This window comes from Mesorhizobium sp. 43Arga (assembly GCF_053714255.1).
This window is the reverse complement of sequence record NZ_JBSKBO010000006.1, coordinates 1-14,387: the sequence shown is the minus strand read 5'-3', so window position 1 is coordinate 14,387 and position 14,387 is coordinate 1. Positions and strand designations below refer to the sequence as shown.

Sequence of the window (14,387 nt, the reverse complement as noted above, 5' to 3'; positions counted from 1 at the left end):
AGCCCGTCACAACGTATATCGTCAGTGTCCTCGACAAGCCGACTGGCGCACCATCATGACCACGAAGGACGAGAGCGGAGCCCAGGCGCTGGAGCAGGCAATGCTTCAGGACGGCGGAAGGCCCGGATCGACGAGATCACGCAGAGGCCGAAGAAGGCGCTAGAACGCTTCGTTGGCGGTGAAGCATAGGACGATGTCCTGGTTGTTCTTCGTGCACTCGGCGTTCGCAATCTCGTTGCCTTGGCAGTGAGGCGTGCCGCAAATCTTCCTCGCCGCCCAAGTGCTTCACGCGTCCGATGATCCCGGGCTTCACCCACTGCGTCGCCAGTCGCTTCCGAAAACGGAAAACACTTCAACCTAAGACCACATCGAGTAAGCGAGGAAAACGTGCAAAGCATCGGGGAACCTCGGGGCGTCCCGTTAGTTCCGGAGAAAGTCCGCCTCATGCCGATGAGAAGCACTAACATGCCCCTTCCCCAAGAGCTGCGCGATACACCGATCGAGTTTCGCTGTTCGATGTGTTCCCATCCAACAAGTCAGAAAGGCTCCTGGCTGATAACGATCAGAAATTTCAAGTGTGATGGCTGCGGAGCAAGCGTCCAGATCGGCTACCCAGAGAAGGTCAAAATATTCGATAGGCATCTCAGAAAATAGGCAACCTGGAAGCCGCCAGACGAACCCATCCTAGGTCCCCCGTGATGACGAAGCTATCCGACCTTGGCCCTCCAATCCCCGGCAAGGCGCGCAGCGATGCCAAAGGGAATGGCCACGACAGTTTCTACAGCTGCGCAACTTGTGGCCAGAAGGTAGACATGCGCGATTTCCGTCTGGTGATCTGGCACGAGAGGCCAGACCATGAACCACTGGAACCGGAAGACGGTGCGGACATAATTCCGTTTCCAGAACGCCTGAGATAGGCCCTTCTTCACGGTCGCTGCAGAAGGCGTTTGATCAGCTATGCCAAAAGCGCCCGTCGTCTAGCCCTCAAAGACAAGGCAGAGAGACCAGCTCGCCCGCAAAGGTATGGAAGCTTTCGAGGATGGGGCGACCGACGACACCGAGTTATGGCATGCGGTTTCGAAGCGGCGCGCCGCCCGCGCATAAAGACCGAGTTCGCTCCAGGTACAGCCGGTGCCAATTGTTCTAACCTGCCATTTCTCAAACTGGTGACTACCGTCACTCGGGCAGACCCGGATCGTAATGCACGATCGCATCGAGGATCGTGCGGTAGAGGCTGTCCACTTCCTCGTCGATCTCGGCGCGCTTGATGCCGATGGCCTTCGCGTCGGCGATGAGCTCGTGCGTGAGCTCGTCCACGGAGATCACATCGGCCTTGGCAGTCTCCGGGACGTTGTTGGCAATCTATTGGTCTAGGAAATTGATGCCGCGCGTGGTCATCGAGCTTTAAGCTCGGTCGCCGGCTTAAGTTCCTTGTCTAGCGAGCCCTTCGCTTTAAGCCGCTGCTCTCTCGGTCGGGCCGTTTTTTGTTCCCTTACCTGGCACTCAGCATCGAGAACCAGTCTGCTCTCGCGGTCGGCTCTTTCTATCTTTTCGCGATCGACCCTGCGATGTTTCATGACAGCCTTCTTTGGCCTGACGGCCAAAGAATCACTGACCTGAGGAAATGTTCCCCATGCTCCCTGTGTTGGTCGTCGAGGAGTCCGTCAGCGGTGTGCCGGCGCCCTGCCTGGTGAAATACGCAAGTCGCGCCTGCCCAAATTCAACAAGCTTCATCTCGTCCCTTACACCGGCCTGGTACATCTGGATAAGCGATGCAGCCAGATGCTCATCGGCGAGCGTTCCGCGTCCACAAGGCAGTAGGTTGCGCAGGCGATCGAACACGCGTTGCAAAAATTCAATTTCTTCTGGTTGAAAACATTCCGGAACTTTGTGGGACACACGCCGCGCCTCCATAGTAGGGCGGAAGCGCGTTAGTCGCTCACAGCCGACAGAGCCCTTGGCCATTTCCGTCGATGCCTTTGTGTACGCCCGAAGGCATTCGACGTCTGCAACATTTGATATGACCTGTCGACGAGCGCTCGAGCGTCCAGTTCTTGCCGATCATCCTGGACCTTGGTCGAACCGCCGAGGCGGTCAACTTCGGCCTCCATCCTCGCTGATCGGCTTCGCCTTGGATGCGCCGGCCAGGGGAGCCCAACGGTAGCCCTGTAGCCATGCCTCAGCAGGGTGTGCTCCTTGCCATCCTTACGGGCCTGGCTGCCATACATCCAGGCATTTTGGGGCGCTCGTGGTATAAGGCAGGCTAGGTGCTGTCATGCGCACCCAATGGCCGGCCCGCTCATTGCCGCTCGGCAGAAAGGAAATGGACCGCGCAAGCGTCGGTCCGAGATGGTCCTTCAGTCGCATCAATGTGGAACTAAAGACCGGCCGTCAGGGGCGTTGGTCGCACGCCTCGTTTCGCCCGGAACAGACGTCAATTGCACCCGTTGTTACTGGAGGACCATTTGAGGAAGCCGATGGACAGGAGTGTTGGCCTAGCGCGCAGGTTGCTCGCACCGATCTTCGCGGTGGCGATCACCTTCGTGGCGGTTGCGATCGTTCCTCGGATGAAAGCTCGGTTCGAAGCCTTTCTAGATCGGTGCAGCTATCTCCCTTCCTGCGCTGTCACGGTTCGCTCGATGCACTCGTATGGCGAGCGAATCCTCTATCGCATTTTTGACCGGACACGGTTTGCGGCGCTACGAGACAAATACCCGCTCTGGGAAGTTGGGCTGCTATTGCTGGTGACGCTTCCGATACCGATCGCGATTTTTATTGCCGTTCTGCTGGCCCGGATTTGGTGATCAGGTCGCCTGGTATCAGGCCGCGATAAGATGCGAAGCCTGTCGGCTATCAAGCTTACGCCCGAAAATCCTGCAGCGAGGCGTCCCGCAGCTTCCCGAGCCGATGTGAATACTGCCTTACCGGCTCCCGTTCCACGCCTGCAGCTTGCATTCCTCGGCTGTATAGCATTTAGCCTTGAGCCAGTCGCGCGGCACTCGAATCGTAGGACGTGCCCTTCGAGCGGTTCACGTCCTTGAAAACGTGTTGCCGGACATTGCTCGCGAGGACTTGCCGAGGGCCCGCGGCGGAGTTTCACCGTCAAAGTCCGGAGCGAGGCCGTTCGGCCGCCGAGCCTTGTCGTTGAATCCACTATCAGGCGATGCGCGCAATCATTTTTACACGACAGGGGGGTAGGTTTGCCCCATCTCGCCCCTGATGAGGATAGGCTCAGCGTTTTTCCAAAGGGCGCAAGATCATGTTGGACCTTTGTCGGAACCTGCGTATGAAGCTCCTACCGCTGTGCTGTAATCTTTGCTCTAAATATTCTCCCGCGTGTATATCTCGAACGGCAAGATGGCGGTCGAATTGCCACCGTCGTTCGGGGCGGAAACGGCGCGGACCATACCGGTCAGCGCTTCGAGCGCGATCCGGGCGAGCGGGTGCGAGATGATGAAGGTCAGCGTGCCGTCGAGCAGCGCCGGGCGGGTCGAATCCATCAACTCATAGCCGACGACGACGATGCTGCCGGCGCGGCCGGTGGAGCGCAGGGCCGCGATAGTGCCGGTGATGCCACCACCGGCGACATAGAGGCCGGACAGATCCGGATTTTCCTTTAGCAGCTTCTCGGTCATCTCCTGTGCGATGGCGCTCGATTCGAAGGTCAGCAGCGGCTCCAGCAGCGTGAAATCAGGGGCGTGCTCGCGGAAATAGGAGCGGAAGCCGCTCTCGTTCATTTCCTGGCAGCGATAGCGGTGATTGCCGACGAGGATGGCGAGCTTGCCGGGCGCCTTGCAGACATGCTCGAACACCCAGGCCGCGGTGCGGCCGACCTTCCAGCCGTCCAGCCCGATGTAATGAACCTGACCCGTCGCCGAGATCGGCGAGATCAGCGCAAAGACCGGCACGTTGCGGGCCTGCAGCGCATCGACCGCCTGGGTGACAAGCGGATGGACCGCTGCGACGACGCCGACGGCGTCGCATTCGGCGCCGAGCGCCAGCAGGTGAGCTGCGACATTCTGCGGCGACAGGTCGTCAAGAAACTCGATTCGCAGCTCTATCTCGCAGTCGGGCATGCTCGGCGCCACCGCGCGCAGCGCCTCGGCGATGTTGCGGTAGAAGGCGCGGCCTGGCTGGTGCAGCAGGAAGCCAAAGCGGTAGTGCGGCCTGGCGGCCGCTATGCGACTGCGCAGCGCGCCCATGCCGTAGAAGCCGATCTGCTCCGCCGCCAGCCTGACGCGCTCGCGCGTGCCTTGGCGGACGGTGCCGGCGCCGCTCAGCACCCGGTTGACGGTGGCCACCGAAACATTCGCCTCGGCGGCCACATCCCTGATCGTCGGCCGCTTGTTCTGATTCATTTCCTCTCATCCGCCTTTAGCAATTGATACGAAGATATCATTTATCGCGCCTGATTGACATGAATGACACAATGATTTTGGTACAAACATTCTATTCTTGATTCATTGTGGATCAAGATGCTTTATCTCGGGAGAAGCAAGCAAGGCGGAAGCACCGCCAGCCCCAAGGGATAGCAGCAGCACAGCGCAGACGGGTTTTGCCCGCCGCCCTCTGGCGGAGTGAGGCAGTGTGCGTGCGGGCCATCCCAAGGCATGGCGAGGGAGGATCTGCATGGACGATCTCAAATACGGCGTGCGCGACAAGCGCGGCGACTGGAAGCCGAACGGGCGCATCGAGGGAGCGCCGTTGTGGAACTGGCCGCCCAGGCTGCCGAAGATCCTGGCATGGCTGCCCGGTTATATCTGGCCCTGGAATGCGTTCCACATGGCGACCGCGCTGCTCTACTGGTTCTATATCGTCCCGAGCGTCGAGACGATGAAGACGATCAGCTGGGGCTGGGCGCTGTGGCTCTACGCCGTCAACGCGGCGGCGATCCTCGTCTTCTACGGCATCTTCGAGCTGCGCTACTACATCAAGCGAACCCAGGCGACGCGGTTCAAGTACAACCACAAATTCCCCGGCGACGCGCCCTCCGACGTGTTCTGGTTCCAGAGCCAGAACCTCGACAACTTCCTGCGCTCGTTCTTCATCACCATTCCGCTATGGACGGTGGTCGAAGTCGTCTTCCTGTGGTGCTTTGCCAATGGCTACGTGCCGTGGGTCGGCTGGCAAGATCACCCGGTCTACCTCGCCGCACTTGTGCTGGTCGCGCCGGCCATCCACGAGGTGCATTTCTTCTTCATCCACCGCCTGATCCACTGGGGCCCGCTCTATCGCTGGATCCATTCGGTCCACCACAACTCGATCAACCCGTCGCCCTGGTCGTCGCTGTCGATGCATCCGGTGGAAGGGTTTCTCTATCACGCGGTGGCCTTCTGGCACCTGATTATCCCGTCCAATCCGATCGTCGCGCTGTTCCAACTGCATGTCGCCGGCTTCGGCGCCGTCAATGGCCATCTCGGCTTCGACAAGCTCGAGGTGAGCGAGGACTCCGCCGTCGATAGCCACGCCTACACACACTACCTGCACCACAAATTTTTCGAGGTGAACTATGGCGGTGACGGGCTGATCCCGCTCGATCGATGGTTCGGCACCTGGCACGACGGCACCAAGCAAGGCGACGCCATGATGGACGCCCGCTTCCAGAAAAAGAAGGAACGTATGAACGCCAAGGCCGCGGCGAACCATTGATCAAGCGACGCAACGTGCAAACGGGAGAGGTGCGCGCCTGCGGATAAGTTCGTTTTTTTTAAACCCGTCTGACGACGGTAACCGGGAGGAAATGAAATGAAAACGATCACGAAACTGTTGACGGCGATCATGCTTGCGGGCGTGGCGGCGACATCGGCCACGGCAGCCATGGCCGATGGCGCGAAGATCTTCGTCATCGGCGGTAAGGCGGACGACCCGTTCTGGTCGAAGGTCAAGAAGGGCGCCGACGATGCCGGCAAGGTCGCAGAACTGACCGGCGGCTCGGTGACCTGGCTCGGTCCGCAGAACTACGACAATCTCGGCCCCGACGCGGCCAAGCTGATCCGCACCGCGCTCAGCCAGAAGCCGAGCGCCATTGTCGGTCCCGACTGGGTGCCCGAGGCCATGGACGACGCTTTCAAGGAAGTCGTTGCGGCAGGCGTGCCGCTCATCATCTACAATTCCGGCGGCATGGACGCGGCCAAGCGGCTCGGTGCCACGAACTATGTCGGCAATGAAGAATACGCCGCTGGCTTGGGCGGCGGCACCTATTACGGCAGCCATGGTTCCAAGAACGTGTTGTGCGTCAACACTTTGCCGGGCGCCACCAACACCGAAGACCGCTGCAAGGGCATTGCCGACGCCATCGCCAAGAGCGGCGGCAAATCGAGCCAGTTGCCGCTGCCGTCGTCGAGCTTCGGCAACCCGACAGCAGTCGCAGAGGCGATCAAGGCCGCCGTGCTGAAGGACAACACCATCGACGGTGTTATCACCATCAGCGCCGGCGACGCCAACAGTGCCGCCAACGCCATCAGCCAGGCCAATGCCGGCGAAAAGGTCAAGCTTGCCTCGTTCGACATGGACGAGACCGGCCTGCAGCGCATCAAGGCTGGCACGCAGATGTTCGCTGTCGACCAGCAGCCTTATCTGCAGGGGTTTCTTGCGGTGTCGCTGCTGAACGGCTTCGTCAACTATGGGCTCGACCTGCCGACCAAGCCGGTGCTGACCGGACCGGGGATCGTCGACGCCGCCAATGTCGGTGCGACGATGGTTGGTGCTGCGGCCGGCGCCCGATAGCTCGCTCGGAGCGTCCGGCCCTCCGTGGGCTGGACATCATCAGCCCCGCGCCGCCGCCGAAAGGTCGCGCCAGGCTCCCTATTAATCAAGCCAGGGACACTTCGATGATATCCCAAGCCCATCACCAACCTGCCGTGGCGACGGCCGCGCCGTTCGTTCCGCGCGCTTCGATGCCCTCGATCGGCAGCCTCGTGCGTCGCCCGGAAGTCGGCTCGCTGATCGGCATGATCGCAGTCCTGATCTTCTTCTCAATCTTCGGCGGCGCCAATTTCCTGTCGGCCGGCGGCGCCGCGAGCTGGCTCAATGTCGCCTCGGAACTCGGCATCATCGCGCTTCCCATCGGGTTGCTGATGATCGCCGGGCATCTCGATCTCTCCGTCGGCTCGATGGTCCCCGCCAGTTCGATGGCCATTGCCATCATCTCGGGCCACTACGACCTGCCGATCATCGTCGGCATCCTCGCGTCGCTCGGCCTCGGGCTCGCCGTCGGCTTCATCAACGGCGTGCTGGTGATCCGCACCAAAGTGCCGTCCTTCGTCGTTACGCTCGCCACGCTGTTCGCATTGGCTGGCCTGACACTCGGCCTCTCGGTCATCCTGTCCGGCAGCACCAGCGTTGCGCTGAAGAGTGGTTCCACCGCCAAGCTGTTGTTCGGCGACTATCTCGGCGGCAAGTTCGAGGTGACGCTGTTCTGGTGGATCGCCGCCATCCTGATCGTCGGCTTCATCCTGAACTTCTCGCGCTTCGGCAACTGGATCCTGGCCATGGGCGGTGACGCCGTCAGCGCGCGCAACGCCGGCATCCCAACCGACCGGGTGACCATTGCGCTGTTCATGAGCAGCGGCCTTTGCGCCTCCTTCGTAGGCATGTCGCAGGCGATCCTCTACAACAGTGCCCAGGTGGCGGCCGGCCAGTCCTTCATCTTCAACTCCATCATCGCGGTGGTTATCGGCGGAGTGCTGCTCACCGGCGGCTACGGTTCGGTGGTCGGCATCGTGCTCGGCACGTTGACCTTCGCCATCGTCAACCAGGGCATTTTCTACACCGGCTTCGATGCCAACTGGGCGAGCCTGATCATCGGCGTCCTGTTGCTGGCGGCCGTGCTGATGAACAACACTTTCCGTACCATGGCGTTGACCTACGCGCCACGCGCCAGATCGAGGGCTCGCTGATGACACCGCCCCTGCTCAGGCTGACCGGGATCAACAAGTCGTTCGGTCCGATCGATGTGCTCCACGACATCTCGCTCGAGGTCAACAGAGGCGAGGTGCTGTGCCTGCTCGGCGACAATGGCGCCGGCAAGTCGACGCTGATCAAGATCCTCTCCGGGGTCCACAAGCCGACATCGGGCACGATAGAGATGGACGGCAGATCAGTCGCCTTCGACAGCCCCCGCGACGCCAGTGACCATGGCATCGCCACCGTCCACCAGTTCGGCGGGACGTTCCCGCTGATGAGCATCGGCCGCTCCTTCTTCGTCGGCGCCGAGCCGACGCGGCGCTGGGGGCCGCTGACCATCTACGACCGCAAACGGGCCAACGAGATCGCCGTCACCGAGATGCGCCAGCTCGGCATCACCCGCATCGACGACGGCGATCGCCTCGTCGGTGGACTGTCAGGTGGCGAACGCCAGGCGCTGGCGATCGCACGCGCCGTGCATTTCGGCGCCAGCGTGTTGATCCTCGACGAGCCGACCGCCGCACTTGGTGTGAAGGAGGCGGCGCACGTGCTGCGCATCGTCCTGCAAGCGCGCCGCAAGGGCATTGCGGTCATCTTCATCACCCACAATGTCGTCCATGCGCTGACCGTCGGCGACCACTTCGCCGTCCTCATCAGAGGCGCCAAGGCCGCCGACTTCCGCAAGGGCGAGAAAAGCCGCGAGGCGATCACCGACCTGATGGCGGGGGGCGAACAGATGGCCGAGCTTGAGGCCGAGATCGAGAGCTTCTCCATGGCTGATGACGGGCATGCGCCGCATGGCGCAAGCCATGCGTGACCAGTGAAGACGCCCATCTCCTCCTCCCGGGCATCTTCCTGTGCGGCCGGCGGAATTCTGCCGGCCGCATTTTCGACCAACCAGACGGCAGAGTGACAATGGCAAAATGGATTGAGGCGTGCGCGACCGATGACATCGATGAAGAGGACGTCATCCGCTTCGATCACGAGGGCCGGACATTCGCCATCTACCGCAGCCCCGACGATGCATTCTTCTGCACCGATGGGCTGTGCACGCATGAGAAGGTGCATCTGAGCGATGGGCTGGTTATGGAGCACAGGATCGAATGCCCGAAGCACAACGGCGTGTTCGATTACCGGACCGGCGAAGCACTGCGCGCACCGGTCTGCGTGAACCTGAAAACCTACGCCACGAGGGTTGAGCACGGCCGCGTGTACATCGAGGTCTGACATGTCCGATAATTTTACGCTTGCGGCTTGCGTCGAAATGCTCTGGCGCGACAAGCCAATGGAATGGCGCGTCAAGCGCCTCGCCGAAATGAATTTTCAGGTCGGCCTCTGGAACTGGCCCGACCATGACCTTTCAATGCTCGAGAAGTCCGGCGCCGCCTTCTCGATCATGAACGGGTACCTGCGCGGCCGGCTAGCCGATGACGAGGGTGCCGCCGAACTGTTGAAGACGGCGAAGGAGACGGCGGCGGTCGGCAAGCGCCTCGGCGTCGCGCGGCTCAATCTGCACGGCACCGGGCTGGGCGATGGCGGCCTGCCTGTCACGCCGTGCGAGACCGTCACCGGCGCCATGTGGCTCAAGGCGCGCGAGACGCTGAACCGCATTGCCGACCTCGCCGAGGCGGAAGGCGTGACATTCACGCTGGAGAATTTGAACCTTCCCGTCGACCATCCCGGTGTGCCGTTTGGGCGTGCTGAGGACACATTGGCTTTGGTCTCGAGCGTCAACCGGCCGGGCCTGCGCCTCAATCTCGATCTCTATCATGCGCAGATCGGCGAAGGGAATTTGATCGAACTGTGCCGCGCTTGCGTGCCATGGATCGGCGAGGTCCAGGTGGCCGACGTGCCCGGACGCATGGAGCCGGGCACCGGCGAGATCAATTACCGGGGCATCGCCCGTGCGCTGAAGGACATGGGCTACAGCGGGCCGGTGGGCATGGAGGCGTTCGCCTCCGGTGATCCCGAGGCGGCGCTGCTGGCCTTCCGTGAAGCTTTCACCGTCTGAGGGAACAAAATGGTCAGCAAAAATACCCGACCCACCGTCGCCGACATCCGCGCCATGAAAGGCCGCGGTCAGAGGATTTCCATGCTCTACGTCACATCGCTCGAAGAGGCGGCAGCGGCGAATGCTGCCGGCGTCGACATGCTTTCGATCGAGGGGCGTTTCTTCTCGCCCGAGATGCGCGAGGCGGCCGGCCGCTGCTTCGTACAGGTCGGGCTTCCCTATGGCCCCGCCGGCAATCTGGTCACGGCGGAGGACTATCTCAAAACCGCCTACCACTTCATGCGCATCGGTGGCGACTGCTTCTATTGCGCCGCCTCGCTCGATATCCAGAAGACGCTCTGCGACAACGCCGTTCCGGTGGTTGCCCATGTCGGGCTGATCCCTTCGCAATGCACCTGGACCGGTGGCTTCAAGGCCGTCGGCAGGACGGCCGAGAGCGCGCGTGCGGTGTGGGACCACGTCAAGCGCCTTGAAGCCATCGGCTGCTTCGGCGCCGAGCTGGAAGTGGTGCCAGACCGCATTGCCGAACTGATTACCAGGAGCACACCGATGATCATGCTAGGGATGGGCGCCGGACCGCATGCCGACGCGCAGTATCTGTTCAGCGAGGACGTGCTCGGCCACACCACCGGCCATAAGCCGCGCCATGCAAAGACCTACCGCAACTTCGCCGCCGAGTATGAGCGGCTGCAGCACGAGCGCATCGCCGCCTATCGCGAATTCATCGCCGACGTCAGACCGGTGCCTATCCCGAGCCACAGCACGTGGTTCAGATCCCTGATGACGAGTTCTCCACCTTCAGGACCGCCCTCAGGCTTTAGCAAGCCACGATACTCAACTGGCCGCGAGATTCTCTTGAAGGTCAGCTATCTCCGCTACGGACACAAAAGCGGACAATCTGCTTTCGGCCCTAATGAGACCTTCATACAATGCCGCGCGACGAAAAAGGTAGCATCCAAAGCTTCTTTCGCCGCCGATTCCCAAAGTGTCCAGCAAACGTCATCATAGATCTGCGGGAAGGGCGATCTCAATACTTCATGCCCGCAGCACAAGATGTCGACGTTGCAGCGTGGGCGAACGCATTTCGATCCGAACACCAAGCCGCTCTGAGCAAGTCTGCGCTCAGCACTGGACGGAAAGATGCTTTGATGCGGCACAGGCCGAGACCGTTTAAGGAGATCCCCGGTGAAACAGACCGCTTGATCTGTGTCGATCCGGCATGCCGCCATTGCCTCCGTCGGCCATTTCACAGAGCGCACCAACGACCTCTCGAACGGGCCCATCTGGCCGAAGGACGGCTGAAGCCTCGACCTATGCCGCACGGGCGCGTCGCGCGTTTCTTCCCTTGGACGAAGCCCATTCCTCGCGGAATGCTGCGCCCATACTATGGCGTCGGCCGCTTCCCCCAGGCTGTCGGGTATCGTCCCGTCCTCGAATTCCTGCACCGTCCGGAGCATGGGAGAATCCAGCAAGGCCAGGTCGATTTTGCGCCCGGCATGGCCTGCGCGCTCCGCGGCTTCGACATATGCCAAGGCCAAGCCGCGACAGAGCCGATCGGGGGGCGGGTCGGGATGGCCGATGAGAACTAGGTCGTAGACTCATTAGCGCGAAGCCATAGCCTGATCGAAGCGAGTTGTATCATGGCGAGGAAGTTGGCAGCCAGCTTGTCGTAGCGGGTGGCGACGCGGCGGAAGTGCTTCAGCTTGGCAAAGAACCGCTCTATGAGGTTGCGCTCGCGGTAAAGCCGCTTGCTGAAGCAGGGCTTCCACTTCCGGTTGCTCTTCGGCGGGATGTTGGGAGTGGCGCCTTGGTCCTGAATCAACTCACGGATGCGGTCGGCGTCGCAGGCCTTGTCCGCCAGCACGATGGCGCGCGGGCCGAGATGGTCGAGGAGTGTATCGGCGATCTGCCCGTCATGGGCTTGCCCTGCTGTCAGGCCGAGCCGGATCGGCAGCCCGCACGCATCGACGACCACGTGGATCTTGGTCGTGAGCCCGCCTCGGAAGCGGCCGAGACATTGATCTGCATCCCCCTTTTTCCCGTCGCAGCCTGCTGGTGCGCCCGGACAGTAGTGCTGTCGATCATCTGGATTTCACCGTCATGCGCGGCACTGACGGCGTCCATGAGCCGATCCCACACGCCTGCTTTTCGCCATCGCACGAAGCGGTTGTAACAAGTCGTGCGCGGTCCATAACGCTCCGGCAGGTCGCGCCACGGTGCGCCTGATCGCAGCACCCAGAAGATGCCGTTCAGCACGCGACGGTCGTCAACACGCGGCACGCCTCGCGGCTTGTTGGGCAGGAGCGGTTGGATTACGCGCCACTCGAAGTCGGTCAGGTCATATCGGCTCATGCCGACGCTGAATCAGAGTTCGGCACAATATGAAAGCCGCTAGTAGCTTGCTGCCGTTCGAGATGTTGCTCTACATTCGGAGCATGGCTAGCGAAGCGATCAGCGAATGGGAACCAGTCCTCACAGCCCACGATTATTACGACGGGCCGAGAAACGGCATCGCAGAATATCGCGGTCAAGCACACTTCTATAGGTGCGAATGGGATGATGCGCTCGATGATTGGAGCCGGGTATTCTTGCTTTCACCTATCGATGCCGGACAGTTGGCTGCCGTAAAAGAGGATTGGCTGATCTGGCGCCGATACCAAGAGCGTCACGCCGACGGGAGGCTTCAAACAGGCGATAGACATCCTGCGCTTGCCGTGGATTGGCCTCGCCACGAGCAATTGGCGGACATTGTGGAACAAGCTCTAAGAGTGAATGAAGCTATCGCAATTAGAGCGGTGCCCGAATTCCGAGGGACGATCGAGCCTAACCACGACTTTGAGGTTCGCTGGCTGTCCGTCTAGCAACGGCATCAGTCCACCAGATATGTCGATAATTCGATTTATGGGTTCACAGCCTAGTAAGAATTGCTACGGCTGCTCGACCCGTGCGACCTGGTAGGTGTGCACCGCCCCGTTACGCTTTATCGAGACATATTCGCCGGTCACGAAGCGCTCATCGCCGAGCTGAAATCCAACCTCGTCGTCTCGCTCGCCTTCGGCATAGTCGAAAAACCATTGCCCGCCCGGCTTTCGGCGCAAGCGGCCGATAAGATCGTCCTCGCCGGCACGGAACGGCGGACACGGCAGAGCGCGGTGCGACTTCCATAGCTCCGCGTCTAGCCTACCTTCGTCGGTGAGTGGCGCCAGCACGTCGTAGCCTTCTTCGCGCTCGCCTCCCGGATGACCTGTCTCACGAGCGAGAAGCAGGCGGATGTTTCTGAAATTCGGGGTGAGGCCGTGCAAAGTGGCCATGGCAAACTCCTTCGAGGCCATTCCTATCGCAGCGTCCGAACGGAACCTTGATCAAGGTCAAACGGGCCTTGGTTTCGCGACAGGTTAGCTTGTGCCTGTCGGCACATGGCCACGAACCCAGGCGACGATTTGGCTGGCGCTCATCGCTCCCGAGATTCGCGCTATTTCCTTCTGGCGATGAAACAGGATCATGGTGGGGATGCCGCGAATCCCCAGCCTCGCCGCGATAGCCTGCTCCTTGTCGGAATTCAGCTTGATCAACCGCATGTGGGGCTCTAGCGCCTTGGTGGCGGCTTCGCAGGCTGGCGCCATCGTATTGCAGGGGCCGCACCATGGAGCCCACACGTCGACGAGGACTGGCAGACTGCCGCGACCGATCTGACGATCGTAGTTCGCCGCGTCGGCCGCTCTAAAGGCCCTTTCAAATCACAAAGGCACCAGGAAAATGGGCGAATTCTATGTGATGCGTATCTCCGCTGCCGTGGTTGTCGAAAGAGAGCGCACCGGTCGAACTGTTGTAGATGATATGGTCGCTACCATCATGCGCGCACATGCCCGCGAAGAGAGCGCCATTTGGCGGAGCGCCAGTGTGAAGCCCCAAAGCGTGGTCGAGATGACTCTTTTGTTGGGAGTCACCGAAGTCCGAAGGCCGATCGGCACTCGCGGCCGCAAGAGCAGTCTTGAATGCGAAGACATCGCTGCCGACGTCGGCCAGCCCCCCGCCGCCACCGGGCGACTCTGTCACCCCTTGGCTGGCGTTGGCGACATGATGAACGCCGTCGGTTCCTTGGATCAAATCGGCGCTGTTGGTGTGATGATGTCTACCATCGCTGGGGTTGGCGACAATTGAAGTGCTCGGTGTACTAGCGATGCCAGGACTCCCCTGGGAACCGGGAGTATTGGGAGTGCTAGGAATGGTAGGAGTGCTGGGAGTGCTGGGAATGCTGGGAGTGCTGGGAGTGCTGGGAGTGCTGGAGGCACCAGAGGTGCTCGGGGGAGGGGTGGCGGGGGCGCTTGGGGCGCTGCTGAGATTATGTTGCTGGAACAACGCCTGCAGCTCCGGCGAGTTGCCAAGTGCGGTGTCGCCCTGTTGAGACCCCCATGCATAGGCATAGTCGAAGGCAGGCGATGGCGCCACCTTGGCCCAGTGGTCCAGCATG

Annotated in this window: 14 protein-coding genes and 2 pseudogenes; 10 read left to right on the top strand and 6 right to left on the bottom strand. The window is 61.2% G+C overall.

Going from position 1 to position 14,387, the window contains the following annotated elements:
* Window positions 1-1,176: 1,176 nt before the first annotated feature.
* Window positions 1,177-1,362 (bottom strand): DUF768 domain-containing protein, encoded by a 186-nt coding sequence (locus ACWGS8_RS20730; protein ID WP_454583023.1) that lies wholly within the window; start codon window positions 1,360-1,362, stop codon window positions 1,177-1,179.
* Between the two features lie 246 nt (window positions 1,363-1,608).
* The gene (locus ACWGS8_RS20725; protein ID WP_454582672.1) at window positions 1,609-1,899 is read right to left on the bottom strand and encodes a hypothetical protein; all 291 of its coding nucleotides are present in this window, start codon (window positions 1,897-1,899) and stop codon (window positions 1,609-1,611) included.
* Window positions 1,900-2,477: 578 nt separating this feature from the next.
* On the opposite strand from ACWGS8_RS20725, the gene ACWGS8_RS20720 reads away from it, so the two are divergent.
* Window positions 2,478-2,804, top strand: coding sequence for a hypothetical protein (locus ACWGS8_RS20720; protein WP_454582671.1), 327 nt, complete (start codon window positions 2,478-2,480; stop codon window positions 2,802-2,804).
* A 516-nt stretch (window positions 2,805-3,320) separates the two neighbouring features.
* Here the strand turns inward: ACWGS8_RS20720 and ACWGS8_RS20715 are convergent.
* Entirely contained in the window at window positions 3,321-4,358 is a 1,038-nt protein-coding gene (locus ACWGS8_RS20715) for a LacI family DNA-binding transcriptional regulator (RefSeq protein WP_454582670.1), read from the bottom strand.
* 271 nt (window positions 4,359-4,629) lie between these two features.
* On the opposite strand from ACWGS8_RS20715, the gene ACWGS8_RS20710 reads away from it, so the two are divergent.
* The 7 genes and pseudogenes from ACWGS8_RS20710 (at window position 4,630) to ACWGS8_RS20680 (ending at window position 10,737) form a co-directional block, all read left to right on the top strand.
* The gene (locus ACWGS8_RS20710; protein ID WP_454582669.1) at window positions 4,630-5,649 is read left to right on the top strand and encodes a sterol desaturase family protein; all 1,020 of its coding nucleotides are present in this window, start codon (window positions 4,630-4,632) and stop codon (window positions 5,647-5,649) included.
* 96 nt (window positions 5,650-5,745) lie between these two features.
* On the top strand, window positions 5,746-6,726 hold the full coding sequence (locus ACWGS8_RS20705; protein WP_454582668.1) for a sugar ABC transporter substrate-binding protein: 981 nt from the start codon (window positions 5,746-5,748) through the stop codon (window positions 6,724-6,726).
* Between the two features lie 170 nt (window positions 6,727-6,896).
* Window positions 6,897-7,898: an ABC transporter permease gene (locus ACWGS8_RS20700; RefSeq protein WP_454583022.1), complete on the top strand. Its 1,002-nt coding sequence runs from the start codon at window positions 6,897-6,899 to the stop codon at window positions 7,896-7,898.
* Window positions 7,898-8,722, top strand: coding sequence for an ATP-binding cassette domain-containing protein (locus tag ACWGS8_RS20695; protein WP_454582667.1), 825 nt, complete (start codon window positions 7,898-7,900; stop codon window positions 8,720-8,722). Before ACWGS8_RS20700 ends, ACWGS8_RS20695 begins: the two co-directional genes overlap by 1 nt.
* Before the next feature lie 98 nt (window positions 8,723-8,820).
* Window positions 8,821-9,132, top strand: coding sequence for a MocE family 2Fe-2S type ferredoxin (locus ACWGS8_RS20690; protein ID WP_454583021.1), 312 nt, complete (start codon window positions 8,821-8,823; stop codon window positions 9,130-9,132).
* A gap of 1 nt (window position 9,133) precedes the next feature.
* Entirely contained in the window at window positions 9,134-9,916 is a 783-nt protein-coding gene (locus ACWGS8_RS20685; RefSeq protein ID WP_454582666.1) for a TIM barrel protein, read from the top strand.
* Between the two features lie 9 nt (window positions 9,917-9,925).
* Window positions 9,926-10,737, top strand: a pseudogene (locus tag ACWGS8_RS20680) (3-methyl-2-oxobutanoate hydroxymethyltransferase).
* A 764-nt stretch (window positions 10,738-11,501) separates the two neighbouring features.
* Here the strand turns inward: ACWGS8_RS20680 and ACWGS8_RS20675 are convergent.
* Window positions 11,502-12,268, bottom strand: a protein-coding gene (locus ACWGS8_RS20675; RefSeq protein WP_454582665.1) for an IS5 family transposase whose coding sequence is annotated in 2 segments (ribosomal slippage) — window positions 11,502-11,956 and window positions 11,956-12,268 — 768 coding nt in all. Because the reading frame shifts where the segments join, the coding sequence is not laid out codon by codon here.
* A gap of 83 nt (window positions 12,269-12,351) precedes the next feature.
* Between ACWGS8_RS20675 and ACWGS8_RS20670 the strand changes: the two genes are divergently transcribed.
* Window positions 12,352-12,777 carry a hypothetical protein gene (locus ACWGS8_RS20670; protein ID WP_454582664.1) on the top strand — a complete coding sequence of 142 codons (426 nt, stop codon included), beginning with the start codon at window positions 12,352-12,354 and terminating at the stop codon, window positions 12,775-12,777.
* A 66-nt stretch (window positions 12,778-12,843) separates the two neighbouring features.
* Here the strand turns inward: ACWGS8_RS20670 and ACWGS8_RS20665 are convergent, their stop codons facing one another.
* On the bottom strand, window positions 12,844-13,227 hold the full coding sequence (locus tag ACWGS8_RS20665; RefSeq protein ID WP_454582663.1) for a hypothetical protein: 384 nt from the start codon (window positions 13,225-13,227) through the stop codon (window positions 12,844-12,846).
* Between the two features lie 84 nt (window positions 13,228-13,311).
* Window positions 13,312-13,629 (bottom strand): annotated as a pseudogene (locus tag ACWGS8_RS20660) (thioredoxin family protein); the annotation flags it as partial.
* 43 nt (window positions 13,630-13,672) lie between these two features.
* Between ACWGS8_RS20660 and ACWGS8_RS20655 the strand changes: the two are divergent.
* Complete coding sequence (locus ACWGS8_RS20655; RefSeq protein WP_454582662.1) at window positions 13,673-14,077, top strand: hypothetical protein; 405 nt, start codon at window positions 13,673-13,675, stop codon at window positions 14,075-14,077.
* The last annotated feature ends 310 nt before the right edge of the window (window positions 14,078-14,387 follow it).

Excerpts from the sequence above, each read along its gene's own strand:
- ACWGS8_RS20720 (WP_454582671.1), top strand. The coding sequence starts at position 2,478 with ATGGACAGGAGTGTTGGCCTAGCGCGCAGGTTGCTCGCACCGATCTTC.
- ACWGS8_RS20715 (WP_454582670.1), bottom strand. The coding sequence starts at position 4,358 with ATGAATCAGAACAAGCGGCCGACGATCAGGGATGTGGCCGCCGAGGCG.
- ACWGS8_RS20710 (WP_454582669.1), top strand. The coding sequence starts at position 4,630 with ATGGACGATCTCAAATACGGCGTGCGCGACAAGCGCGGCGACTGGAAG.
- ACWGS8_RS20705 (WP_454582668.1), top strand. The coding sequence starts at position 5,746 with ATGAAAACGATCACGAAACTGTTGACGGCGATCATGCTTGCGGGCGTG.
- ACWGS8_RS20700 (WP_454583022.1), top strand. The coding sequence starts at position 6,897 with ATGCCCTCGATCGGCAGCCTCGTGCGTCGCCCGGAAGTCGGCTCGCTG.
- ACWGS8_RS20695 (WP_454582667.1), top strand. The coding sequence starts at position 7,898 with ATGACACCGCCCCTGCTCAGGCTGACCGGGATCAACAAGTCGTTCGGT.
- ACWGS8_RS20690 (WP_454583021.1), top strand. The coding sequence starts at position 8,821 with ATGGCAAAATGGATTGAGGCGTGCGCGACCGATGACATCGATGAAGAG.
- ACWGS8_RS20685 (WP_454582666.1), top strand. The coding sequence starts at position 9,134 with ATGTCCGATAATTTTACGCTTGCGGCTTGCGTCGAAATGCTCTGGCGC.
- ACWGS8_RS20670 (WP_454582664.1), top strand. The coding sequence starts at position 12,352 with ATGGCTAGCGAAGCGATCAGCGAATGGGAACCAGTCCTCACAGCCCAC.
- ACWGS8_RS20665 (WP_454582663.1), bottom strand. The coding sequence starts at position 13,227 with ATGGCCACTTTGCACGGCCTCACCCCGAATTTCAGAAACATCCGCCTG.
- ACWGS8_RS20655 (WP_454582662.1), top strand. The coding sequence starts at position 13,673 with ATGGGCGAATTCTATGTGATGCGTATCTCCGCTGCCGTGGTTGTCGAA.